Origin of the sequence: Nocardia sp. CA-084685 (genome assembly GCF_050955785.1) — a bacterium.
Lineage (GTDB): Bacteria > Actinomycetota > Actinomycetes > Mycobacteriales > Mycobacteriaceae > Nocardia.
Genome location: NZ_CP192094.1, coordinates 4703533 through 4727781, shown reverse-complemented (window position 1 = coordinate 4727781; position 24249 = coordinate 4703533). Strand labels below are relative to the sequence as shown.

23 protein-coding genes and 1 pseudogene are annotated in these 24249 nt (G+C 64.8%); 12 read left to right on the top strand and 12 right to left on the bottom strand.

The features are described 5' to 3' along the window. Positions 1 to 520: 520 nt before the first annotated feature. Together ACQP2U_RS21455 and ACQP2U_RS21450 are read right to left on the bottom strand one after the other, a co-directional pair. Positions 521 to 1000, bottom strand: a complete 480-nt coding sequence (locus ACQP2U_RS21455; RefSeq protein WP_433716300.1) for a hypothetical protein — start codon at positions 998 to 1000, stop codon at positions 521 to 523. A gap of 233 nt (positions 1001 to 1233) precedes the next feature. Continuing rightward, a complete protein-coding gene (locus ACQP2U_RS21450) occupies positions 1234 to 1683 on the bottom strand; it encodes a MarR family winged helix-turn-helix transcriptional regulator (protein ID WP_433716299.1) in 450 nt (149 codons plus the stop codon). Positions 1684 to 1774: 91 nt separating this feature from the next. Between ACQP2U_RS21450 and ACQP2U_RS21445 the strand changes: the two genes are divergently transcribed. Further along, positions 1775 to 2542 (top strand): dioxygenase family protein, encoded by a 768-nt coding sequence (locus ACQP2U_RS21445; protein WP_433716298.1) that lies wholly within the window; start codon positions 1775 to 1777, stop codon positions 2540 to 2542. Between the two features lie 26 nt (positions 2543 to 2568). Beyond that, positions 2569 to 3105 carry a DoxX family protein gene (locus tag ACQP2U_RS21440; protein ID WP_433716297.1) on the top strand — a complete coding sequence of 179 codons (537 nt, stop codon included), beginning with the start codon at positions 2569 to 2571 and terminating at the stop codon, positions 3103 to 3105. Between the two features lie 133 nt (positions 3106 to 3238). Here ACQP2U_RS21440 and ACQP2U_RS21435 read toward each other — a convergent pair whose 3' ends face one another. Together ACQP2U_RS21435 and ACQP2U_RS21430 are read right to left on the bottom strand one after the other, a co-directional pair. Continuing rightward, a complete protein-coding gene (locus ACQP2U_RS21435) occupies positions 3239 to 4963 on the bottom strand; it encodes a GMC oxidoreductase (protein ID WP_433716296.1) in 1725 nt (574 codons plus the stop codon). 62 nt (positions 4964 to 5025) lie between these two features. After that, on the bottom strand, positions 5026 to 5955 hold the full coding sequence (locus tag ACQP2U_RS21430; protein WP_433716295.1) for an NAD-dependent epimerase/dehydratase family protein: 930 nt from the start codon (positions 5953 to 5955) through the stop codon (positions 5026 to 5028). Positions 5956 to 6085: 130 nt separating this feature from the next. Here ACQP2U_RS21430 and ACQP2U_RS21425 point away from each other — a divergent pair, with 130 nt between their 5' ends. After that, complete coding sequence (locus tag ACQP2U_RS21425; protein ID WP_433716294.1) at positions 6086 to 6784, top strand: TetR/AcrR family transcriptional regulator; 699 nt, start codon at positions 6086 to 6088, stop codon at positions 6782 to 6784. A 74-nt stretch (positions 6785 to 6858) separates the two neighbouring features. On the opposite strand, the gene ACQP2U_RS21420 is transcribed toward ACQP2U_RS21425, so the two are convergent. Both ACQP2U_RS21420 and ACQP2U_RS21415 read right to left on the bottom strand, forming a co-directional pair. Beyond that, on the bottom strand, positions 6859 to 7197 hold the full coding sequence (locus tag ACQP2U_RS21420) for a 4Fe-4S dicluster domain-containing protein (RefSeq protein ID WP_433716293.1): 339 nt from the start codon (positions 7195 to 7197) through the stop codon (positions 6859 to 6861). Then, complete coding sequence (locus ACQP2U_RS21415; RefSeq protein WP_433716292.1) at positions 7194 to 8285, bottom strand: FAD-dependent oxidoreductase; 1092 nt, start codon at positions 8283 to 8285, stop codon at positions 7194 to 7196. Before ACQP2U_RS21415 ends, ACQP2U_RS21420 begins: the two co-directional genes overlap by 4 nt. Before the next feature lie 244 nt (positions 8286 to 8529). Between ACQP2U_RS21415 and ACQP2U_RS21410 the strand changes: the two genes are divergently transcribed. The 4 genes and pseudogenes from ACQP2U_RS21410 to ACQP2U_RS21395 all read left to right on the top strand — a co-directional run bounded on the left by ACQP2U_RS21410 (position 8530) and on the right by ACQP2U_RS21395 (position 12265). Beyond that, positions 8530 to 9294, top strand: a complete 765-nt coding sequence (locus ACQP2U_RS21410; protein ID WP_433716291.1) for an IclR family transcriptional regulator — start codon at positions 8530 to 8532, stop codon at positions 9292 to 9294. A gap of 457 nt (positions 9295 to 9751) precedes the next feature. Continuing rightward, positions 9752 to 9868: pseudogene (locus tag ACQP2U_RS21405) on the top strand (ABC transporter permease); the annotation flags it as partial. A gap of 8 nt (positions 9869 to 9876) precedes the next feature. Next, complete coding sequence (locus ACQP2U_RS21400) at positions 9877 to 11223, top strand: LLM class flavin-dependent oxidoreductase (RefSeq protein WP_433716290.1); 1347 nt, start codon at positions 9877 to 9879, stop codon at positions 11221 to 11223. A 109-nt stretch (positions 11224 to 11332) separates the two neighbouring features. Then, positions 11333 to 12265: a TauD/TfdA dioxygenase family protein gene (locus ACQP2U_RS21395; protein ID WP_433716289.1), complete on the top strand. Its 933-nt coding sequence runs from the start codon at positions 11333 to 11335 to the stop codon at positions 12263 to 12265. A gap of 42 nt (positions 12266 to 12307) precedes the next feature. Here ACQP2U_RS21395 and ACQP2U_RS21390 read toward each other — a convergent pair whose 3' ends face one another. Next, entirely contained in the window at positions 12308 to 13630 is a 1323-nt protein-coding gene (locus ACQP2U_RS21390; protein WP_433716288.1) for a family 1 glycosylhydrolase, read from the bottom strand. Positions 13631 to 14096: 466 nt separating this feature from the next. Further along, a complete protein-coding gene (locus tag ACQP2U_RS21385; protein WP_433716287.1) occupies positions 14097 to 14744 on the bottom strand; it encodes a TetR/AcrR family transcriptional regulator in 648 nt (215 codons plus the stop codon). Positions 14745 to 14878: 134 nt separating this feature from the next. Between ACQP2U_RS21385 and ACQP2U_RS21380 the strand changes: the two genes are divergently transcribed. Beyond that, positions 14879 to 15451 (top strand): dihydrofolate reductase family protein, encoded by a 573-nt coding sequence (locus ACQP2U_RS21380; RefSeq protein WP_433716286.1) that lies wholly within the window; start codon positions 14879 to 14881, stop codon positions 15449 to 15451. Positions 15452 to 15555: 104 nt separating this feature from the next. Then, complete coding sequence (locus ACQP2U_RS21375) at positions 15556 to 16467, top strand: alpha/beta fold hydrolase (RefSeq protein WP_433716285.1); 912 nt, start codon at positions 15556 to 15558, stop codon at positions 16465 to 16467. Between the two features lie 86 nt (positions 16468 to 16553). Here the strand turns inward: ACQP2U_RS21375 and ACQP2U_RS21370 are convergent, their stop codons facing one another. The 3 genes from ACQP2U_RS21370 to ACQP2U_RS21360 all read right to left on the bottom strand — a co-directional run bounded on the left by ACQP2U_RS21370 (position 16554) and on the right by ACQP2U_RS21360 (position 20473). Then, positions 16554 to 17378: a class I SAM-dependent methyltransferase gene (locus ACQP2U_RS21370; RefSeq protein ID WP_433716284.1), complete on the bottom strand. Its 825-nt coding sequence runs from the start codon at positions 17376 to 17378 to the stop codon at positions 16554 to 16556. 128 nt (positions 17379 to 17506) lie between these two features. Then, complete coding sequence (locus ACQP2U_RS21365) at positions 17507 to 19762, bottom strand: MMPL family transporter (RefSeq protein ID WP_433716283.1); 2256 nt, start codon at positions 19760 to 19762, stop codon at positions 17507 to 17509. Positions 19763 to 19999: 237 nt separating this feature from the next. Next, positions 20000 to 20473: a MarR family winged helix-turn-helix transcriptional regulator gene (locus ACQP2U_RS21360; protein ID WP_433716282.1), complete on the bottom strand. Its 474-nt coding sequence runs from the start codon at positions 20471 to 20473 to the stop codon at positions 20000 to 20002. Positions 20474 to 20562: 89 nt separating this feature from the next. Here ACQP2U_RS21360 and ACQP2U_RS21355 point away from each other — a divergent pair, with 89 nt between their 5' ends. Further along, the gene (locus tag ACQP2U_RS21355) at positions 20563 to 20892 is read left to right on the top strand and encodes a rhodanese-like domain-containing protein (protein WP_433716281.1); all 330 of its coding nucleotides are present in this window, start codon (positions 20563 to 20565) and stop codon (positions 20890 to 20892) included. A gap of 171 nt (positions 20893 to 21063) precedes the next feature. On the opposite strand, the gene ACQP2U_RS21350 is transcribed toward ACQP2U_RS21355, so the two are convergent. Continuing rightward, positions 21064 to 21243, bottom strand: a complete 180-nt coding sequence (locus tag ACQP2U_RS21350) for a hypothetical protein (protein ID WP_433716280.1) — start codon at positions 21241 to 21243, stop codon at positions 21064 to 21066. A 93-nt stretch (positions 21244 to 21336) separates the two neighbouring features. Here ACQP2U_RS21350 and ACQP2U_RS21345 point away from each other — a divergent pair, with 93 nt between their 5' ends. Further along, positions 21337 to 23619, top strand: a complete 2283-nt coding sequence (locus ACQP2U_RS21345; RefSeq protein WP_433716279.1) for a molybdopterin guanine dinucleotide-containing S/N-oxide reductase — start codon at positions 21337 to 21339, stop codon at positions 23617 to 23619. A 76-nt stretch (positions 23620 to 23695) separates the two neighbouring features. Continuing rightward, the gene (locus ACQP2U_RS21340; protein WP_433716278.1) at positions 23696 to 24172 is read left to right on the top strand and encodes a nitroreductase family deazaflavin-dependent oxidoreductase; all 477 of its coding nucleotides are present in this window, start codon (positions 23696 to 23698) and stop codon (positions 24170 to 24172) included. The last annotated feature ends 77 nt before the right edge of the window (positions 24173 to 24249 follow it).

Genomic DNA, 24249 nt, shown 5'->3' with positions numbered 1-24249 from the left:
CGGAGGGGATGGTCAGACGGCACCGGGCGCAGATGCCCTGCCGAGTGGATAACCGGTTCACGTTGTGGGACGTTCACAACCGCGTTGTGCCAACCTTTTCGCACCGACCGGTCCCTAGTTGCCACAAAATCCAGTGTGGGCGAGCGGCGGCATGAAATGCGCGAGAGTCCGGAACTGCTACGGACAAACGCGCGGTAACCCAGGAGCAGGTCGGTTCCGGCGGACGTGTTGTGGCGGATACCAGGTGTTTCGGCGACAGCTGACGAGATTGCCCAAGTTCCGGTCGACCGGTTCCGCCGCAGCGTGATTCCGACCTACGTTCGGCGCGAGTAGTGCCGTTTGCCGATCGGAGGTGCCGGGTGGAGCGTCCCCGCGACCATGAAGCTGCTCGGCGACGCTTGCTGGCGGGCACCGGCCTGGCTGTGGCGGATCGAGCGGAAAGTTGTTGTCCGCGAAGCCGTTGCCGACAACGAAGAGGCGACGCCGACGACTGGTCGAGCGGAATCGGTTCCGACGTCGCTCAGCTCGCCAGATCGGTGACATGCCGCTTGCGGCCGAATTCGGCGGCCCGCGCCGCGGCGGCGATCGCGACCACCGGCGGAACCCAACGGGCCTCCCGCGGGGAAATCCCCCAGCAGGCCGAACCGGCCGACAGGCGGGTCGGCGGGAGCGGGATGCTCGCACCGTCGGTGTGAACGAGCGCGCCGAGGCCGCGCAGTGCGCCGATCGCCATGGCCGCCTTGGCCGCACCGACCACCAGATGAATCTCGCGGCGTTGCGGACCAGGGATTTCGATCACCGGACCGGACAGGTTGTTGGCCCGAAGATACCGGCGCACGGTGGCGGCCAGTGCGCCGGTGAGTTCGATGGCCGAGATCTGCTCGTCGGTGATCAGGCAGACACCATTGGTCGTTTCCGCGACCGTCCAGCCACGTCGGCGGCAGTCCTGCACCGTATCCGATGCGGCCTCGGTGACGGAACTCGGAAACGTCGTCGGCACTATCTTCTCCGTTCTCGGCTCGAATCTGCGACCATCAGCGTCACATCCGTACCTGGGCATCAAATCCGGCCGGGCTTAGAGTTTCCCAACAGATTTCTTACGGCCCTGATTGTGCGGCGTTCCCAATGCCGGTGACATCGCCCCGAGGTCGCGTACGCTGTCCTGCTTTGGTCGGATTTCCGTTCTCGCTGCACCACGTCGTTGCTGGGTGGCGATCGCCCGGGGTGCGCATCTCAGCTGAGCCGTCGGGCGACCTCGCCGAGACCGGCGGCGATGGCCTCTTGTTGTTCGGGGGTCAGCACATCGATGAGGACGCGACGCACCGTTTCGACATGGCCGGGGGCGATCTGTTCGAGGCGATCGCGTCCGGCCGCGGTGAGGTTGGCGATGACGCCGCGGACATCGGTGGGACAGGCTTCGCGGCGTACCAGACCGGCCTGCTCCATTTGGGTGACCTGGTAGTTCAGGCCGCTTTTCGAGGTATACAGAGCATCGGCCAATTCGGTCATGCGTAGTTGGCCCTCCGGTGCCGCGGCGAGGCGGACCAAAACTTCGTATTGGGTGTGCGAGAGTCCCTCCTGTTTGAGGTGCTGTTCGACCTGACGGCCGACGAGCGCACCCGCCGCCAGGAAACCCTGCCAGGTGCGCATCTCCCGCTCGTTCAGCCATTTCGCGTCAGCCACGGCGGCCATCCTACCGATGTTGTTCAAATTTGAACAACACGCTATAGTCTCCACTGGATTCAAATTTGAACTAGTTGGACGGAGAGCAGCCATGGCCGGACAGATGCCGGTGCTCTACCTCTCACACGGAGCCCCGCCACTGGCCGATCACCCACGGTGGCCCGGTGAGCTCGCCGCGTGGTCGCGTGAATTGCCGCGTCCAACGGCGGTTTTGATGATTTCCGCGCACTGGGAGGCCGCGCCGATCGCACTCGGCGCCACCACGACGGTGCCGCTGATTTATGACTTCGGCGGTTTTCCGCAGCGCTACTACCAGGTGCGATACGCCGCACCGGGAGCGCCGGAACTTGCCGACAAGGTGCGCAAATTGCTCGGCGGCGGCGGCGTCGTCGATGTGCCCGATCGTGGGCTGGACCATGGGGCTTACGTGCCGCTGAAGGAGATGTACCCCGAGGCCGATGTCCCGGTTTTGCAGCTGTCGATGCCGACGCTGGATCCGCAGCGGCTGATGCAGGTGGGCCGTCGGCTCGCGCCGCTGCGCGCCGAGGGCGTGCTGATCGTGGGCAGCGGCTTCTTCACTCACAACCTGCGCGCCATCACCACCGGCGACGAGCACGTCTACAACTTCACCGCCGAATTCGACGACTGGGGCCGCGAAACCCTCGCCGCCCACGATCTCGACGCCCTGCTCGACTTCGAGAACAAAGCCCCGGCCGCACATCTCGCGCATCCGCGCACCGACCATTTCGCACCGTTGTTCGTGGCCCTCGGTGCGGGCGCGGACGATTTCACCAACCAACGCACCGTCATCGACGGCTTCTGGCTGGGCATGGCCCGGCGCTCCATCCAGCTCGGCTGAATCCACCGCACCACGAAAGGCATCTCATGACCGCGACCATCGCCGCCCCTGCCGCGCACACCGAAACTGCCACGCCCACACACACTTACGATCTCGGCCTACTGGTTCTGCGGGTGGCCGTCGGACTCACCATGGCCGCGCACGGCGCTCAGAAACTGTTCGGCTGGTTCAATGGCGGCGGTCTCGACGGCACCGGCGCATTCTTCACGATGAGCGGCTACCCGTCGGGCAAGGCGATGGCCGTAGTCGCTGGCCTCAGCGAAACCCTCGGCGGGCTCGCCCTCGCCATCGGCCTGCTCACCCCGCTCGCCGCCGCGGCACTGGTCGGGACCCTGCTCAACGCGATCGCCGTCAAATGGGGCGGCGGCTTCTTCGCCCCGAAGGGGATCGAATACGAACTGATCCTCACCCTCGCCGCCGCATCGCTCGCCCTCACCGGTCCGGGCCGCTACGCCGTCGACCGCGTGATCCCGACGCTGCGCAACCACCGCCTCGTCTTCGGCCTCGCCGCGATCGTGCTGGCCCTGGTCGTCGCATGCGCGGTCCTGATCGTCCGCAACTGACCCGATCAATCGCCCGCTCGAAGCACGGTGACGTATCTGCGGATCGGCACCTGGCAGGTGCCACAGTCGCGTGAAAGTTATTGCGCGACTACGACATCGAGCTGTGCATCGGTGTCGGATCAAATGTCCGCGTTCAGCTGGCGGCGGACTTGGGGGTGCGGATTTCGACGATCGGCAGGACCAAGGCGGCCGGGGCGTCGGCGGGAACGGCAGGGTTACCGGGGGCGATCGGTTGGATCTGTTGATAGGCAACCCCCTGCGCGGGGCGCAGGTCCTGTTCGCCCTTGTTCGGCCAATAGGCGGCGCAGCGTTCGGCTTGGGCGGTGATGGCGAGCGACGGATTGACGCCGAGGTTCGCGGAGACGGCGGCGCCGTCCACGACGCTGAGGGTCGGGTAGCCGAAAACTCGGTGGTAGGCATCGATTACGCCGGTGTCGCGGTCCGCGCCGATGGGGGCGCCGCCGAGGAAGTGCGCGGTGAGCGGGATATTGAAGACTTCGCCCCAGCTGCCGCCCGCGACACCGCCGATTTCCTCGGCGACCTTGCGCGTCACCTCGTTGCCCGCCGGAATCCAGGTCGGATTGGGTTGGCCGTGGCCCTGCTTGCTGGTGAGCTTGCGGCCGAACAGGCCGCGCTTGGTGTAGGTGGTGATCGAATTGTCGAGGTGCTGCATCACCAGCGAGATGATGGTGCGCTCACTCCAGTTCTTCACGCTCAGGAAACTGATGAGGGTGAACGGGTTTCGCACCACCTGGCCGAGGAAGCGCAGCCAGCGCGGCACCCGCCCGCCGCCGTCGACCATCAGGGTCTGCAGCAGCCCCATCGCATTCGAGCCCTTGCCGTAGCGGACCGGCTCGATATGGGTGTCGTGGGTCGGGTGGATCGATGACGTGATCGCGACGCCGCGGGTGAAGTCGACGTCCGGGTTCACCTTGCGGGTCGCGGCGCCCACAATGGACTCGGAGTTGGTGCGCGTGAGTTGACCGAGCCGGTCGGACAATTCGGGGAGAATGCCCCGATCCCGCATGGCGTGCAACAACTTCTGGGTACCGAGTGTGCCCGCGGCGAGCACGACCTGACCTGCGGTGTAGGTCTGCGGCCGCTTGCGCAACCACGTGCCGGTACGCTCGGTCGAGACATCCCAGGTGCCGTCGGGCAGCGGCCGGATCGCGGTCACCGTCGTCATCGGAATCACCTGTGCGCCAGCTTTTTCCGCGAGGTACAGGTAATTCTTCACCAGAGTGTTCTTCGCGCCGTGACGGCAGCCGGTCATGCATTCACCGCATTCGAGGCAGCCGGTGCGGTCCGGGCCGACACCGCCGAAGTACGGATCCGCCACGGTCTTTCCCGGCTCGCCGAAGAAGACGCCGACCGGGGTCTGCACGAAGGTCTCGCCGACACCCAAATCGTCGGCGACCTTCTTGAACACCTCGTCCGCCGGTGTCATATGCGGGTTCTGCACCACGCCGAGCATTTTCTTCGCGCGCTCGTAGTACGGGGTCAGCTCGGCGCGCCAGTCGGTGATATCGCGCCACTGCTGATCGTGGAAGAACGGCTCCGGCGGCACGTAGAGCGTATTGGCGTAGTTGAGCGAACCACCGCCGACCCCCGCGCCGCCGAGGATGAGCACATTGCGCAGCGGGTGGATGCGCTGAATGCCGTAGCAGCCGAGCTTGGGCGCCCACAGGAATTTACGCAGATCCCAGCTGGTTTCGGGCAGTTCGTCATCGGCGTAGCGTCGACCGGCCTCGAGCACACCGACCCGGTAGCCCTTCTCGATCAGCCGGAGCGCGGTGGCGCTGCCGCCGAATCCCGAACCGACCACGAGTACGTCGAAATCCGTTTCTCGCTGGTCCATGTGGTGCTCCTCGATCCGTGTCGCCAGTGACACCGGTAACACTACTACCGAGTAGCAAATGCTCAGAGCTGGGTCTGCCACCAGGCGACGGTGGCCGCGATGGCCTCGTCGATCGGCGTCGGACGTAGGCCGAGGCGGGCCTCGCTGGCGGACGAATCCAGTACGAACGGCCGCGTGACCTGGTAATTCATCTCGGCCAGCTCGCGCATCGTTTCGTTGGTGAGGCCCAGCATGCGCAGCAGCGCGGCCGGTGCCGCGAAGACCTTCGGGGCCGAGACTCCTGCGGCGGTGGCGATCGCATCGAAGAGTTGCTGCTGGGTGATCGGCGGCGCGGTCGGAGCGTGCAGGAAGGAATTCCATACCGACTCGTCGGCGGCGGCGCGGATCATGGCGGCGGCGAGGTCGGGCATATAGGTGTAGGAGTGCGGGAGGTCGAGTTTGCCGAGTGCCTGCACCCGCTTGCCGGTGAGGATCGGGACGAAGACCTGCTCCCCGGCCAGCGACGCCCGCACATACGGGCCGAGGAAGTCCGCGGCGGCGACGCTCACCGTCGCGGCGGCGTGTGCCTCGCGAGCGCGCACCAGCTGGGTCCGGACGCTGGGTTTACCGAAATCGGCATTGCGGGGCAGGCTTTCGGTGATCGGACCGTCGACCTTGCCGTAGGAATAGACGTTCTCCGCGAAAACCACTACTGTGCCGGCCTTTTCGGCTTCATCGAGCACGGCGCGCTCGGCTGGTGGCAGCTCTGCGCGCCAGACCTTCGCCGTGTATTCCGAACCGCCCAGGCAGTGGTAGACGGCGGTCGCATCTTCGAACTCGCCCGAAAGCTGTTCGGGCAGTGTCGCATTGACCTTGCGCCGCTCGATGAGTGGATGATCGGGGCCGCTCCCGGAACGCGTCAGCACCCGGACCTGTTTGCCTGCCGCGGCCAATTGCTCGGCGATGGTGGTTCCGGTGGGCCCGGCCCCGGTGACGATATGCAGTTCCGACATGGTGAGTCCTTGTCTACTTTGGCGAGCAGTGCTCTCTGTTGCGAATAAGCATGCAACCGATCCGAACCAAAGTCAAGAGCAGTGCTCGCATTAGTTGACATTGCTCTCTACAGCGCGCATCGTGATAGGTATGGCAACGACACCGCGTGCCCGGGCCAGGGCCCAGACCATGAACGATATCGTCCGGATCGGACGCGAACACCTGGCCACCGGTGGCGCGGCCGCTCTTTCGCTGCGCGCGGTCGCCCGCGATCTCGGTGTGGTGTCGTCTGCGGTATACCGCTACGTGCGCAGCCGCGATGAACTGCTGACCTTGCTGGTGATCGACGGATATAACGCACTCGGCGACGCGGTCGATGCGGCACTGGCCGATGCCCCCGACGATCCGATCGAGGGCTTGCGCATCGTCGGCCGTACCGTCCGCGGTTGGGCGCTGGCCGAGCCCGCCCGCTACGGACTCCTGTTCGGCACACCAGTGCCGGGCTACGACGCCCCCGCCGAGCAGACCACCGTCCCCGGCACGCGGGTCATCGCGACCATGCAAACCCTCTTCGCCCGCGCCTACCGCGCCGACCTGCTCACCCCACCGGCCGAGCAGCGTCCGTTATCGGCCGCACTCACAGCTAATTTTGCCGATATCAAGGCCGCGTTCGATCACGACCTGCCCGACTGGCTCGTCGCACGCGGCATCACCATGTGGGTCGGCCTGTTCGGCGCCGTAACCTTCGACGTCTTCGACCAGTACGGCACCGACACCTTCACCGACCGGGCCGAGCTGTTCGAAGTTCAACTCGACGGTCTCCTCGAACAACTCGGCTACCGCGGTTAGCACCGCTGGCGAGAGTGCGCCATGCGGCAATATCGGCTACCGCCGCTGACCGAGCCACATACTTGGGGGTGCGGTCAGGTGATCAGGCGGGGCGGCGGTGCGCCGTGCGGTAAGCGTGGGCCGATGGCGACCAGACTGCCCGCCGTGCGTCCCTTGCCCCAGCCGATCTTCTCGCGGTAGCGGCCGATCTGATCCTGAGCGATCGGGCTGCCGGGCGGTAGCGGGGTTGATTCGGGGTCGACGTAAAGGGCGTCGGTGGGGCAGTAGGCCTCGCACATGAAGCAGGTCTGGCAGTCGGATTGCCGTGCGATGACCGGGATTCCGGATTCAGTGCGGTCGAATACGTTGGTCGGGCAGGCATCCACACACTTATCGCAGCCGATGCAAGCGTGGGCTAGTACGACTTCGATCATGACGCGACCTCGGCGGTCTCGGTCCACACGGCGTCGAGGCCGCCGGACAGGATGTGGTGTCGCTGTGCCGGATCCTGTTCCGGATGGTCGGCGCGCTTGCTCATACCGCGAGTCTCGGTGCGCGCCAGGCTCGATTCGTACATGAGCCGACCGACCGCGGTGATGGCGGCGGCCTGCCTGGCCCGGATGCGATCGTCACCGGTGCGCCCACCGAGCTCATTACTGGCGCGCTCCCAGAGGGTGTCGAGCGCGTCGAGCGCGGGTCGCAGTCGTTCGCCATGGCGCAGGTAGTTCTTCTGGAACGGAATCAGCTCGGCCTGCGCTGCCTCGACAACCTCGGCGGCATCGAGTGTAGGGGAATCGCTGGGCCGCAGGCCGGTTCGTCCCGCGCCGCGCACAACGGGTGTCAGGTCGAGACGAGCCGAGCGCGAACCGTGCCGCACCCGCACCGGCCCAACTACCCGACGACATCGCCCATGCCGAATTGTGGCTGCCGCCACCGGTGAAGCCACCGCAGATGCGAGAAATGCGCAACCGCCACTGGCCAGCACCACCGCGCCTGCCGCGATGCGGTAGTCGCGATCGAGTTGACGCTGGTATCCGGCCGCGCCGCGAACCGTGCCCGCATCGTCGACGAGCAGTTCGAGAGCCGGTGAATGGTCGAGGATGCGGACGCCGACGCGCTTGACCCACGCGCGCATCCGGCGCATGTACTCCGGCCCCTGCACCCCGGTGCGCAACTGTTCGCCGGTCGCCGGATCGGTCGGGAAGGGGTACTTGCCTTCGACGGCAAGTCGATTCATGTTGGTGTAGGTCTGATCGAGGACCCGATCCATCCAATAGTGATCAGCGAGATGTCCGCCGAGCGCCTCTCGGCTGGCCTTCGCATTGACACGGGCGGTCTCCTCCGGGGCGACGTACCAGACGCCGGTGCCGGAAGGTGCTGTCGCGCCGCTGGTTCCGCAATAGCCCTTATCCACCAGGGTCACCTCGGCACCCGCCTCTCTGGCGTGGATGGCCGCCCATGCGGCGGCCGGACCGCCGCCGATGACCAGTACATCGGTACTGGTCTGCCAGAGTTCACTCATGCGTCTGCTCCTGATACGTCGGGATTGCCAGGGCGGCAATCATCGGCGGAATGCGGGGTCAGCGCGGGAATTCAATTCTGTGAGCGTCGTCGGGATCGCAAAACCCTTCGAATCAGCGCGATTTGACGTTGCCGACATTCCCGCGCGAGGAATCGGCGCAGCGGGCGCAGAACCATTGCCGCGCCCGGATCATCCGGCGATAGTTCTGGCCACATCCCGATCGGTCGGAATATCAGGAGGAACCATGACTGACGCCGAGCAACCCCGTTCGGGTGCCCAAGCGGTCGACCGTGCGATTCACGTACTGAACTGCTTCGAGGGCGACGATCCCGAACTGTCGGTAAGTGAATTGGCGCACCGAGCCGGACTTCCGGTCAGCACGACATATCGGCTGGCCCAGGCCTTGGTGCGGGGCCGGTTGCTGGAGCAGGATCCGGCGACCGATCGCTATCGAATCGGACACGGGCTCGCCTCGCTGGCCAGGCCCGCGTTATCGCGGCTGGGCATCGACGCGGCCGCACCGCACCTCTACGCACTGGCCGCTGGCATCAAGATCACCGTCAGCCTGAGCGTCGCCGACGACCGGGACGCGGTCAGTGTCTTCCAGGCGCGTCCGCCGGTGTACTTCTGCCCCAACCAGTTGCCGCAAGCCCGTCAGTCGCTGCGCTCCAGCGCCGTCGGCCAGGCTCTGCTCGCCTTCGCGCCCGTTTTCGAGGGCGTCGAGCGACGACCGACGCCGCTGGTAGATCTGGATCGCGTGCGGCGCACCGGTTTCGCCGTGGAGATCATCGAGCGCGAGGATCCGGTTCGCTCGGTCGCGGTGCCTGTGCTCGGACCGGATAGGCAGGTGTGGGGCGCGCTCGGTGTGCAGGCCCGCTCGGCGCGACTGAACGAGGAGCTGGTGCGCGGCATCGTGCCTGCTATGCGCCAGATCGCGGGCCGAATCGGGCCACTGTTCCAGTCCACCGCCGCCATTGCCGATGCGCCGGCGGAGTTGTACTCACGGTGATTTTCACAATGTGAAATCGGCATTGTCGTACACGCCGGTTGACCCCACGATGGACACAAAGCCGCGGGGTCGCCGCTTCTATCCCCATCCCACGAAGGTCGTTGACATGATCGAATCCATTGCGCTGATCCGCCGTCGCACGGTGGATTTCATGCGCATGTCCCATGGAGTCTGTCGCGCCTGAATCCGCGGTCGCCGAAATAGGCCACTGCATTGGTCGAATCAGGTAATCCTCCGCGCTTACCTGCCGCTGTGGCGAGCCTTATTGCGCTGCGGCAGTCGCGCATTCCGTGAAAGAACTTCCATGACGCTGTCCCAGAAAACCCGGCCGCGGTTCTTCCGTGCGGTGGCCGCCGCGCTCACCATTCCCACCGCGGTCGCGGTGCTCGCCGGTTGCGGCAAATCCGAGCCGGGCACCAATGCCGACGGCAAAGCCGTACTGCGCTACCAGGGCTCGATCCCGAATATGTATGCGGGCATCATCGCCATCTCGCTGCTCGGGCTCGGTTTCAACGGCGTACTCGTCGCTCTGGAACGCCGCCTGTCCCGCTGGCGCGCCGAGCCCTCTCGTTAAGGATTCCGATGTCGTTACCCCGCAAGCAATTCCATCTCAATGCCTTCCTGATGGGCGTCGGACATCACGAGGCGGCCTGGCGCCATCCCCGGACCGAGGAGCGCCGGGTACTGGATGTGCGGCACTTCCAGGAACTCGGACGCATCGCCGAACGCGGCAAACTCGATTCGGTCTTCTTCGCCGACGGGTTGGCCGTCGGACCGCGGATCAAGCGCAATACCCTGGCCGTGTTCGAGCCGGTCACCTTGCTTGCCGCTATCGCCGCGGCGACCGAGCGGGTCGGGCTCATCGCGACTGCGTCGACCACCTACAACGAACCATTCAACCTGGCCCGCAAATTCGCCTCACTCGATCACATCAGCAGCGGTCGGGCTGGCTGGAATATCGTCACCTCGGGTAACGAGGACGAGGCCTTCAACTTCGGCTTCGACGCGATTCCGGAACACGCCAGGCGCTACGAACGGGCACAGGAGTTCGTGGATGTCACCGTTCGGCTCTGGGACAGCTGGGAGTCCTCGGCGATCGTGCTCGATCCGGACGAGGGCATTTTCGCCGATCCGGACAAGGTGCACACCATCGACTACGCCAGCGATCGGTTCCCGGTGCGCGGCCCGCTGAATTCGCCGCGCAGCCCCCAGGGTCGGCCGCTGCTGGTGCAGGCGGGATCGTCGGAGAGCGGTAAGGATTTTGGCGCGCGCTACGCCGAGGCCGTCTTCACCGCACAGCGCTCGCTTGCGGAGGGACAGGCGTTCTATCGGGATCTGAAGGCGCGGTTGCCCAAGTACGGTCGCTCGGCCGATGAGCTGAAGGTGCTGCCCGGCCTGGTGCCGTTCATCGCCGACACCCGCGAGGAAGCACTGGCTCTCGAGCAGGAATTCACCGACCTCATCTCCCCGGATTACGCACTGCGACAACTGTCCGCGCTGCTCGGCGTCGATCTCACCGAACACGCACTCGACGCACCGCTGCCGCCGCTGCCTGCGGAGAGCGAAATCGAGGGAGGCAAGAGTAGATTCACGCTGGTCAAGGAGCTCGCCGAGCGCGAGAACCTGACGGTACGCCAGCTCATCGGGAAGTTGGGCGGCGGACGCGGACACCGCACCGTCGCGGGCACACCCACCGATATCGCCGACGAACTGCAGTCCTGGTTCGACAACGGTGCCGCGGACGGCTTCAACATCATGCCGCCGTATCTGCCGGGCGGACTCGAGGACTTCGTGGACCGGGTGGTCCCGATCCTGCAGCAGCGCGGCCTGTTCCGCACCCACTACACCGCGACGACCCTGCGCGGGCACTACGGGTTGGCGCCGGTGGAAAGCCAATTCGCGCAGGTCCGAACCGAACTCGGCGCATGAGTCCCGGCCTGACCAGGCGGCGCGCCGTCGACTTCATGCGAATGGGCAGCAGTGGTTGTCGTTCGTGCTGCGCCGACCATCCCCAACCATCGCCGAAGAAAGTACGACCATGACCACTGTCAGCGAGCCCACGACCACCACCGTCCAGATCACGCCCGTCGCCGGACATATCGGCGCCGAGATCGCCGGTGTCGACCTGCGGGCAGAGCTCACCGATCAGGAGGTTGCCGATATCACCGCGGCCCTCTACGAATACAAGGTGCTGTTCTTCCGCGACCAGCACATCGGCCACACCGAACATATCGCCTTCTCTCGGCGGTTCGGCGCCGTTACGCCCTCGCACCCCTACGACGATGACGCGCCCACCGAATTCCCCGAAATCCTGGCCGTCGACAGCCGTCTCTACGAAAAGCGTTTCGGGGTCAAGAAGTTCACCTACACCAACGACTGGCACACCGATGTCTCCGCGCTGATCAACCCGCCAGCCGCCTCACTGCTGCGCGCCGAGATCGCACCGGAGCGCGGCGGGGACACCAGCTGGACCAATCTCGCGGCGGCCTACACGAACCTGCCCGATTCGCTGCGCAAGTTCGTCGAGGGCCTGCGGGCCGTGCACCGGTTCGGCGGCAGCCGTCCGGCATGGAACGAGGAAAGCGACTACGCCAAGAAGGTCGCCAATGCGCCGCTGGTTACCGAGCATCCAGTCGTGCGCGTGCACCCGGTGACGGGCGAGAAGGTGCTCTTCGTCAATCCCGGCTTCACCACCCACATCGTCGGTCTGAGTCCTGCCCAGAGCGATGCCGTCCTCCAGCTGCTGTTCGATGAACTGTCGAACCCGGCCTACACCGTCCGATTCCGTTGGGAGAAGGGCAGCCTGGCGTTCTGGGACAACCGCGCCACCGCGCACCTGGCCCCGGGCGACCTCAACCATCTCGACGTCACCCGTGTGTTGTACCGCACCACCCTCGAGGGTGATATCCCGGTCGGCGTCGACGGCGAGCAGTCTCGCTCGATCTCCGGGCAACAGTTCATCGGCTCCTGAGAAAGGTGGGGTCGGCACCCCGGGTGCCGACCCCGAGTCTCGTTAGTGGGGGACGGTGACCGGATCGGCGCAGCTGGCAGCGGCGTCGACGAAGGAGCAGGGTTTGGGGGCTCTGGTCGGGCGGTAGTCGGGGGTGACGCCGCCCCGGTGGGTGATGGCCGTGTAGGCCGGTACGGCGTCGGTTGGCTGGCGGGTCAATGTGGGGTCGGTGCGGACATCTACTGTGTAGAGACCGAAACGTGGTGTGTAAGAACCCCATTCGTAGTTGTCGGTGAGGCTCCAGTAGTTGTAGCCGATGAGATTCATGCCGTCGGCCTTGGCGCGCTGCAGCCAGTAGACGGTGTCACGGAGGTCGTCGGCGCGGGTGTAGCCATCGGCTCGGGGTATTCCGTTCTCGGTCGGCATGCCGTTCTCGACGATGTAGAGCGGGCGGCCCGGGAACTTGCGTGAATAGTGTTGCAGGGCATAGTAAATGCCCTCCGGCTCCAAGGGGTTGTTCCAGAGCTGGTTGAAGCTCAGCTTCGTAACGCTGTCGGGTGAGGCCCCGTAGTAGTAATCGATGCCGATGTAGTCGAGTTTCGCGGCGATCGTATTGATGAACGAGCCGTTGACCGCATCTTCACCGGCCGGAATGTAGGCGACATTGCTGGTGACCATCGCGCCGGGCTGCACGGAGTGGATGTAGTCGTAGATGGCATTGTGCGCCTGGGCGATTCGGTACTGCATCACCGGCATGGCGGCAGGGGAGAGGCCGCCGTGCGAGATCTCGTTCATCATGTAGGCCGCGGGCTCGTTGAAGGTGACCCACAGCGGGTCGGCCGGGGCGTATCGGTCGACGACGGTGCGTGCGTTGGCGAGCCAGTCCTCGACGATATTCGGATCGGACCAGCCGCCGCGATCGACTTCCCAGCCCGGATACACCCAGTGATCGATGGTGAGCATCGGGCGCATCCCGGCCGCCGTAGTCGCGGCGATCACATTGTCGTAGAAGCGAAGTGCGGCCTCATCCCATTCACCCGGCCGCGGCTGCACACGCGCCCACTCGATCCCGATCCGATAGACCTTGACGCCCAGCTGCGCGGCTAGATCGATATCCGACCGGTAGCGATGGTAGAAGTCCACGGACTCCAGATACGGGTCGTCCGTCTTGCCCGCGGCCACGTATCGAGACCAATTGCTATCCGGCGCATAGCCTTCGGACTGAAACCCCGACGCGGCCACTCCCCAGAGAAAGTCCGAACCGAGCGGCTGCACCTGTGCGGGCGGTGCGGGCTGTGCCATCGCGGGCATCGGACCGCCTGCTATGACCGCGGCGGTGCTGGTCACCAGTGTTATCAAGATTCGGCGGCTGGTCAGGGATCGCATCGAACTCCTGCTTCCTCGAAGGTGACGGGCGCGCATGGACCTCGGGCGCATGCCGGGTCGGGCGAGACCACGCGACGAGAGTAACTGGTCGGTCGTCTTCTATCGGAGAGGATGCGGTTATCGACCGGGGTCCGGCGCATCCGGGACGGGAGAGCCTGCGTCGGGGGAGTGGGGTGTTGTGCAGGGCGGGGGAGTGCGGAAACTAGCTGGGGCACAGGGGTATCGCTTGATTCACTCATGTCGAGATCCGCACTGACACGACGGGAGCGGGACGAAGTGACGGAGATCAAGCTTTCACGGCTGAGTTACATCTAGATATGGAGATATTCGCATCTATTTATATAAGCTCCCTAACACTACAAACCCTGGGATCACCTACCAAAGAAACGACAAGTCCATCCGCCCAGCATGGACGCCCGAAGCGCTTATCCGACTCCGGTGCGTTAGTTGGCTGCGGGTGGGTCGTTCAGATTCCGCGGTCGAGCATGTCCAGTAGTTGGGTGGTGAGGTCGTCGAGTTGGGCTGGTTCGAGGAAGCGCAGCGGACCGTCGGCGGCGAGGTAGGCCAGTCCGTGCACGGTGGGCCAGGCGAGAAACTCTGCGCCAGACCGTCTTTCGGGCTGGAGTAATCCGGCTTCGACCAAGCCGTTGAGAGCTTCGGTGAGAAGTTCGATCGCCGATCGACCGGTGGGGCCCGCAGCAGCGGGTTCGGCGACTGCGGACACATCGTGCTGGGTCGCGAATGCCGTGCGGAACAGTCCGGGTTCCTCGCGGGCGAAGCGGATGTAGCCCGCGCCGACGGCGCGGAAACGCGCTCTGGCGGCGACGGCGGAATCTTCGGTGTTCGGAATCGCGTCCTGCTCGGCAGTGATGGTCGAGGCCAGCCGCGCCAGGGCGTACCGAGCGACGGCCTGCACCAATGCTTCTCGGTCCTTGAAGTGCGTATAGGCCGCGTTCGGTGCGACACCCGCACGGCGTGATGCCTCGCGCAGGACAATCGCCTGGGGCCCGCCGCCTTCGCGCGCCATCGCCACTCCCGCCTCGAGCAGAGCTTCTCGCAATGCGCCGTGGCGGTAAGTGCTTCGATGCGCCGGTTTCGCCGTAGTGTCACTCATTTCAGTTCCCTACCCGTGGTCGACGACTGTTCTGGACGTTGTTCAGATCATAACTGGACATCGTCCAGAAGTCGTGTATCTTCTCTTCTGTACAGCGTTCAGATTTGAAATCGCAACCAGCACAGGAGATCCACATGCGCACTTTGATCAGCTCCGCCTTCGTTTCCCTCGACGGCGTCGTGGAGGCTCCCGGTGGCGAACCCGGCTACCGCAACTCCGGATGGACGTTCAAGAACATCGACTTCGTCCCCGACGCCTTCGAGATCAAGGGCCGAGAGCAGAAGGAGTCGACCGCGATCCTGATGGGACGGGTCAGCTACGAGGCGTTCAGCCCTGTGTGGCCGGACATGGCGGATTTCGCGGACTACAAGGAGATGCCCAAGTACGTCGTTTCGACCACTCTCACCGAGGACGACCTGGTCACCAACTGGGGTGAAACCTCGATCCTGCGCTCGGTCGACGAGGTCGCCGCCCTCAAACAGACCGAGGGCGGACCGATCATCGTCCACGGCAGCGCGGCCCTGAACCAGGCCCTGTCCGATGCCGGCCTGATCGACCGCTACCACCTGCTCGTCTTCCCGCTGCTGCTCGGCGCCGGCAAGCGACTGTTCTCCGCCACCGACAAGGACACCCAGAAACTGCAGCTGGTCGAATCCCAGGCCTACGCGAACGGCTTGCAGCTCAATGTCTTCGACGTCATCCACTGATCATCGGGCCGAACTTTGAAACCCGGACCCGTCTGAGCGCTCGCGGGGAGGGCGCACCCGCTGCCCTCTCCGCACGACCACCCGACCTCGAAGGAAGAATCACGGTGAAGATCACCGCACTGCTCACCACGGCGACCACCCTGGCCGCGACCGCGATCCTCACCGGATGCGCCACCGGCACCGACACATCCCCCTCCAGACCGGCCACCGGCGCGTATGCCGACGTCAACGGCCTGCACATGTATTACGAAACCCGCGGAACACCCTCCAGCACACCACCATTGGTGCTGTTGCACGGAGCACTGTCCGGGATCGGTACCGACTTCGGCCAACTCATCCCCGAACTGGCCAAGACCCGTCAGGTCATTGCCATCGAGCAGCAGGCTCATGGGCACACCGCCGATATCGATCGCCCGCTGCGCGAGGAGAAGATGGCCGAGGACACTGTCGCGCTGCTGCGTTCGATCGGTGTGCAGCGCGCCGACGTGTTCGGCTACAGCATGGGTGCGGGCATTGCCCTGCAGATCACCCTCACCCACCCCGAGCAGGTCCGCAAGCAGATCCTGGCTGCTGGCAGTCTCGACGAGCACGGGCTCCGGCCCGGCCTGCTCGACGGCATCGCCGAGCTGAAACCGGAAATGCTGCACGGCACCACTTTCCACACCGACTACCTGAAGAATGCGCCGCGCCCCCAGGACTTCGAGCGACTGGTGGCCCGCATCCGCGAACACGACACCAACGCGATGCCCCGTTTCCCGGTCGCCGTCGTGCGCGCCGCCACCGCACCCACGCTGACCGTCATCGGCGACTCCGACGTCGTTCGCCTCGACCACGCCGTCGAGATGTTCCGCACGTTCGGCGGCGATATCCAGGGCGACACTCCTGCTGGGCTACCCCAAGCGCAATTGGCCATCCTGCCCGGCACCTCCCACATCAGCCTCGTCCACCGCCCGGAACTTCTCCTGCCGATCATCTCGGCCTTCCTTGGCGACACCACCGACCAGCCGACCGCCTGAAACATCATCTCAACGGGAATACTGGCACCCGGTCGAGCAGGGCGCGGAGATAATCGTGCGCACGGCGCCGATGGACCAACCTGAAGTTATGTCGATGCCGAAGGTGTTTTGCCCTGGAAATCGACCACGGCCGTGGCGACGATGTAGCCCTTGGGATCGCGCCACGTCCGCCCTGGATGGTGGGTGAACCAGTCCTCGACGTCCTCGCGCAGATCGTTCAGAATCGCTTGCCGTCGCGGGTGGTTCGGCGTGACGCCGTAGAACGTGAACAGCGCCTCGGCGAAGCGCACCAGCGGATCCGGGGTGTCGAACACGAGCGCGTTATCCGATCGCTGGATCCGCACCTCGCCGAAAACCTCGGACATCATCTCCGGCAAGGTATCGGAGTTTACGGTCATCGCATCGCCCACGCCGAGGCCGTAGGTCGCGGCATGCGCGGCCACGAGTTCGGTGGTGTACGGGTAGGTTCGAGGATGATTGACGACCACGGCAACTGTCCCGCCCGGCTTTGTCGTGCGCCGGAATTCCCTGAGCGCGGCGACCGGATTCGCGAGGTGGTAGAGCATGTGCCGAGCGGTGAGCGCATCGAAGCTGTTGTCGTCGAATGGGATTCGGTCCGCGCTGCCGAATACGCCGCGCACCCCGGGGACGGCGTTGGCGGCCGCGACCATCGCGGGGGAGATGTCGATGCCGACCAGCGGACCCAGGTGACCGTTGCCGGCGAGATGGGCGAGGAATCGAGCATCGCCGCAGCCGATATCGGCTAGATGTTCGGTTCCGGTGAGTTCGAGCGCGGTGAGCACATTCGCGGTGGGGTCGTCGGGATGCTCCGAATGGCGCTCGTGGGTGTCGATTCGCACCTTCAATGGTGTCGGATCGGCATATTCGGCATCGAGACGGTAGCTGCACATCGCGGTCGTCCTTCGGTCCAGTTGGCCGGTGGTTGACCAGGTCGCCGATTCGGCGATCGGGTCCGCGGGCTTTCCGGCGGTGAGCGTACCTCCCGAGGCGGCGCGCGGCGTTCCCTTTGGTGGGGCGACTACGAACCGTCCGACCGTCCAGCGGTGACGGTGGGGAGCCGCAGTGTGGTCGGCGTGGTCTCGGTAGGGTCGCGCATATCCTCGATGCCGGGGTGTTCATCGTTCAGAATAGGTTCGCCGAGTCCGATTTTCTCCTGGATACGCTTCATCCAGGCCGGTGCCCACCAGCAGTCGTCGCCGAGCAGTTTCATGACCGCCGGTACCAGCAGCATCCGCAGCACGGTCGCGTCGATGAACAGTGCGGCGATCATGCCGTAGGCGATGTACTGCATCATCACCAGATCGGAGAAGGCGAATGCGCCGGTCACGACCAGCAGGATCAGCGCAGCAGCGGTGATGATGCGGCCGGTGTGCGCGGTGCCGGTACGCACCGCGTCGCTGGTACTCGCGCCCTTGGCTCTGGCCTCGACCATGCGGGAGAGCAAGAAGACTTCGTAGTCGGTGGATAGGCCGTAGACGATCGCGATGATCAGTACGAGGACATTCGACTGGATCGGCTGCGGGGTGAAGTTCAATAGTTCTGCGGCGTGGCCGTCGACGAAGATCCAGGTCAGGATGCCGAGGGTGGAGCCGAGGCCGAGCGCGCTCATCAGTGCGGCCTTGATCGGCAGCACCAGCGAACCGAAGGTGAGGAACATCAGCAGTGTGGTCACGAAGAGCACGAGGGCGATCATGACCGGGATGCGGTAGAGCAGTGCGTCGATGCTGTCCTTCTGCATGGCCGGAATGCCGCCGACGTACATGCTGACGCCGTCGGGAAGTTCCATCTTGCGCAGGTATTCGATGGTTTCCCCGCCTTTGTTGGGATTGACCAGTGTTGCCTTGGAGCGGTAGACGTTGTCCTGGGTCAAGGATTTCGAGGGCATTTCGAACTGACTGGCAAGCCCGGGTGCGTGTCCGGCCGCGCGCCAGGCCTCGCCGACCGGGGTGCTGTTATCGGCGACGAAGACCAGGTCGATGGGATCGGATCGGCGCTGTGGGAAGAAGGTGTCGATCTGTTCTTGTGCGACGCGAGTCGGGTTGTCCGGTGGCAGATACCGCTCGCTGAAGCCGCCGAAGATGAGGCTTTTGACCGGGAGGATCAGCAGGAAGAGCACGATGATCAGTGGGATCGCGACGGTGAGCGGTCGCCGCATCACCCAGCGGGTGGTCGTGCCCCAGAATCCGTCCTCGATTTCTGCGGTGGTCTTGGCTCTTCGGAACCGCTTGAACCCCAACATATCCACGTGCGGACCGAGTGCGGCCAGGCTGGCAGGCAGAATGGTAATGGCGGTGAAGGCGGCCAGCAGGACGGTCGCGATGGCGCCATAGGCCATGGATTTGAGAAAGCCCTGGGGGAACAGCAGCATGCTGCCGAGACTCGCGATGATCATGGTCGCGGAGAACACGACGGTGCGTCCCGCGGTGACGACGGTTCGGCGCACCGCGGCGCGGGTGTCGTAGCCGGCGGTGAGTTCTTCGCGGAATCGGCTGACGATGAACAAGCCGTAGTCGATGGCCAGGCCGAGGCCGATCATCGACAGTACCGAGGAGACAAAGGAGTTCACCTCGGTGAAGCGGGTCAGGAACATGATGATGCCGGATGCGCCGATTACCGTTAGTCCGCCGACGAGCAGTGGCAGCGCGGCCGCGACGAGGCCGCCGAAGATGAAGAACAGCAGCACCGCGACGGCGGGGATGGCCAGGACTTCCATGCGGTGCACATCGTCGGCCATGGTGTCGTTGAGTGTGCCCGCCACCGCTTGCAGGCCGCTGACCTGTACGTCGATGCCGGGTATGGCGAAGGCGTCCTTGACTTTCCGGAAGTTGCGTACGGAGTCGGTGTCGTTGTCGCCCGCGATGGCGATCGCTGCCACGGCGTGCTTCTTGTCTTCGGTGGCTCCCTTCGCGCCGCTGATCTTGGTGCCGTCGACGTGCCAGTAGGAGGCGTTGACGCCGGTGATCTCGTTGGGATACTTGTGCGGCAGGCTGTTGAGATTGTCGATGATCGGCTGGCTGAATGCCGGGTCGTCGACGGTCTTTCCGTCGGGTGCGGTGTAGAGCACGACGACGTCGAAGTCGTGATTGCGTCCGTAGGCGGCGTCGGCGAGGCGTGCGGCCTGTGCGGATTCGGAAGTGGGATCGTCCATACCGCCGGAGCTGAGGTGGTCCTCGAGTCCGTAGCCGTATGCACCGAGTGCTAGCAGTGCGCCGACCACGATCGCGAGTACGGCCCAGCGCAGCCGATAGACGAGATTCCCCCATCGCGTGAACATCAGCGCGCTCCTTGCGGGCGGGAAAATTGGTGGGCTGGTCGGTCTGCCGCGCTGATCGCCAAGGGGCTGCATCCTTTCCGGGGTGCACGCTCGATGTGCCTGTAGTCAAAGGTACAGACGGGTGTGAAGTGCTAGTGTTTCAGAAATGATGTGGCCGCGTGCCCAGATGTGATGCGGAGTGCATTGACTGCCAAAGTGTTTGAAAGTGCCGACTGGCAGCCGATGCGGACTTGCGGGCTATGAAGTCCGCTGAGGTCCGATCGTGAGATCGGTCGGGCCCAGAATTTTGCCGAGAGTCGCGGCAAGCGCGTGCAATTCATCCGGATCGAGCTTGTCGGCGAAGTATCGGTCGATGCCCGCGAGGTAGCCGGGCGCGGCCGTGTGTAGCCGCTCGCGACCGGCATCGGTAATGGCGACGAATGCGGATCTGCCGTCGTCGGGGTTGGATTCGCGCGCGACCAGACCCGCGGCGGCCATGTCGGTGACGAGCCTGCTGACCCGGGTGCGGCTGAGCACGACGCGTTCGCCCAGATCGGTCATGCGCAGCGGTTCGACGCCATCGAGTTCGACTAGCACGTCGTACCACGCGAGCGGGAGTCCGAAGTCTCGGCGCAGCTCGGCATCCAAGCGGGGGACGAGGTTCGCGTGCACCCGTAGCAGTGCCGACCATGCGCTGCTGGCCGCCGCGCGATGCATCTCCGATTGCGTCACGGGCCAATTCTAGCGACTTGCGTGCATCCGCACATATATAATAGCGTGCGCACACACATAAATTTGTGCACTGTCAGGAAGGACATCTCATGAACACAGTCATCACCCGTGACGAACTTGCCGCCGCGATAGCGGGCGGTACGGTGACGGTCCTGGACACCCTCGGTGCGGGCTACTACGAGAAGGCCCATCTGCCGGGCGCGTTCCCACTGGTCGAAGCTGATGTGGAATCGCGAGCCGCGCGGCTGCTTCCGGACCAGCACGCACCCATCGTGACCTACTGCTCCAACAACGCCTGCCGCAACAGCGAGATCGTCGCCGTCAAACTGCGCGGCCTCGGTTATACGAATGTCCGCGCCTATCGCGCGGGCATCCAGGACTGGACCGAAGCAGGCCTGCCGATCGAATCCGAATCCTGAGACGGTTCGATGTGCGGTCGGGCGTGCATCCCCGGCCGCACATCAACCCGGTGCGGCCGAAACACCACGCCGACGCCTTCCCGACGAGTCGATGCGCGGTCTTGTGTGTGGTATGGGATCGGCGGATGATCGGAGAGGTAACGATTTCTGGTCGGGGGCATCCATCGTCGATCAGTCAGGAAACGTTGTCATGATCACCAGAATTGCCACGGCGATCGCCGCGATCGCCATCACCGTATCTGTTGGCGCTCTCGCCGCTCCGGCGGCATCGGCGGAACCGGTTACACCTGCGTTCGGTTCGGTCGTTTTCTGCTTCAACGTCCCGCTGGGTCCCTTCTTCAGCGTCAGCATCTGTTTCTGAGATTGCTGAGCGGGCATAAGCCGCGGACCAGTGCGGCGTTTATAACAACTGAACCTGTCGGTGGTCCGGGCTACCGTGGGGTGATGGCCGCGCATCTGACGCATTGGGGAGTGTTCGAAGCCGACAGCGATGGACAGCGGTTGACCGCGGTGCGTCCATGGCGCGGGGATCCGGAGCCGACGGCATTGATCGAGAATGTCGCTTCGGCACAACATCATCCGACCCGAATCGATCAGCCGTATGTGCGACAGGGTTGGTTGGAGCACGGTCCGGGTGCGGTGGGGCGCGGCGCTGAGCCGTTTGTCCCGCTGTCCTGGGAAACCGCGGTGGAGTTGGTATCCGGCGAGTTGAACCGGGTGTACGGCGAGTACGGCGCGGAGGCGGTGTACGGCGGGTCCTACGGTTGGTCGAGTGCGGGGCGGTTCCATCACGCGCAGAGTCAGGTGCATCGGTTTCTGAACTGTCTCGGCGGTTATGTCCGGAGTGTGCACAGCTACAGTCTCGGAACATCGCAGGTGCTGTTGCCGCACGTGATCGGCTCGATGGGGTTGTTCGAGGGGCACGCGACCGCGAAGAGCGTGCTCGTCGAACACACTCGGTTGGTGGTGGCCTTCGGTGGCCTGTCGCCGAAGAACTCCGCGGTATCACCCGGTGGCGTGTCGCGGCACAACACCAGGACCTGGATCGCGGCCGCGCGGGCACGTGGGTGCCGATTCGTATCGATCAGTCCACTGCGCGATGACATTCCGGCCGAGGCCGCGGCGGAGTGGATCGCACCGCGGCCCGGTAGCGATACAGCGCTGATGCTCGCGCTGGCCCAGGTGTTGGATGCGGATGGATTGGCGGACACGGAGTTTCTGGATCGCTACACCGTCGGATACGAGCGGTTCGTCGGCTACGTGCGCGGCGAAACCGATGGTGTTGTCAAGGATCCCGAGTGGGCGCAAGCCATCACCGGGGTGTCGGCCGAGCGGATCCGGTCGCTGGCGCGGGAGATGGCCGGCGCGCGCACGATGGTCAATGTGAGCTGGTCGTTGCAACGTGCCGAGCACGGTGTGCAGCCGCTGTGGCTCGGGGTGGTGCTTGCGGCGATGCTGGGCCAGATCGGGCTGCCCGGTGGGGGATTCGGGCACAGTTACGGGTCGTGCGCGCATGTCGGTGATCCGGCGCGCGGGCAGTCGGTGCCGAGGTTCGCGCAGGGCGGCAACGGGGTTTCGACGTTCATTCCGGTTGCCAGAATCGCCGATATGCTGCTGAATCCGGGGGAGCCCTTCGATTTCAACGGTATGCGGTTGGTGTATCCGGATATCAAATTGGTGTACTGGTGCGGCGGGAATCCGTTTCACCACCACCAGGATCTGGCCCGGCTGCATACGGCGTTCACCCGGCCGCAGACGGTGGTCGTGCACGATGCGTTCTGGACCGCGACCGCGCGCCATGCCGATATCGTCCTCCCGGCGACGATGAGCATCGAACGCGACGACTTCGGCTCCGGGCCCAACGATCGCGAATTCTTCCCGATGAAGGCGCTCACCCAGCCGCACGGTGCGTCCCGTGACGACTACGCGATCTTCGCCGAATTGGCCGAACACATCGGTGTCGGTAAGGAATTCACCGAGGGGCGCAGCGTCGAGGAGTGGTTGCGGCACCTGTACGAGCAATGGCGCGTTGGCCTCGACGATCCGACCGTTCCGGAATTCGAGCAGTTCTGGAACAGCGAGTCGTTCACGGTCGCGCCGCCCGACCCGGATCAGGTGCTGTTCGCCGATTTTCGTGCGGATCCGGAGCGTTTTCCGCTCACCACCCCCAGTGGCAAGATCGAGATCTTCTCCGAAACGATCGATGGGTTCGGATATGCCGATACCCCTGGTCACCCGGTGTGGTTGGAGCCGCGGGAGTGGCTGGGTGCCGCGACGCGGTTCCCGCTGCAGCTCATCGCGAATCAGCCGCGCACGAAACTGCACAGCCAGCTCGATGTCGGCGCGCACAGTCAGTCGGTGAAAATCGCTGGGCGGGAACCGGTGCGGTTGCATCCCGATGATGCCGCGGCGCGAGGTCTAGGAGATGGCGATATCGTGCGGATCTTCAACGATCGGGGCAGCTGTTTGGCCGGTCTGGTCATCGATGACGCGGTCCGTCCGCAGGTCGCGCAGTTGTCCACGGGTGCCTGGTACGACCCGGATCCGGCCGATCCCAGCTTCTGTCGGCATGGCAACCCGAATGTGCTCACCGCGGATCGTCCGGCGTCGACGTTGAGTCAGAGCTGTGCGGGACAATTGGCGCTGGTCGAGATCGAGCTCTACGAGGGTGCGCTACCGGATGTGGCCGTTGTTCGGCCCCCGGCCATGGCCGAGCGGGTTTCGTGATGACGCGGGTGAGGCTGGTCTCAACGGGCGTTCTCAGCTGTGGTCGAATGCGTGATTTCTGTCAGGATTTCGAATTATGGTGTCGAATCCGTTGCCCGCGATAGCTCGCCGGATCGCGCAGAAACGCTGGGTCATGCGCACGGCGCCGATAGTGCTGCGGCTGGAAAAGTTCGTGCGGTGGGTCAGCCGAGGTCGGCGCGGTGTGCTCGATCTGGCGGGTTTGCCGTCGATCGAGCTGACCGTCGTGGGACGCAAAACCGGGATCCCGCGCACCACATCGCTGCTGTATGTGCCGCGCGGTGCGGATCTGCTGCTCGTGGGCTCCAACTGGGGCAGCCCCAAGCATCCGGCGTGGTCGGCGAACCTGCGGGCGGCCGATACCGCCATCGTCAGGCTCGAGGGTGAGCGGTTCGAGGTGACCGTCAGCGAGGTCACCGGTATGGACCGCAAACGCGCCTGGGATCTGGCGGTCGAGTTCTGGCCGGGTTACGAAATGGAGTGCGAGCTGTCCGGCGGGCGGATTTTCCGCATTTTCGAATTACGGCGCAACTGAATTCACGGCGCGGCAGGCACGATCGGCGTACCCGGATGTGGGGCCGGTGCCGGTGGGGTCAATGCCGCAGCGGGTGA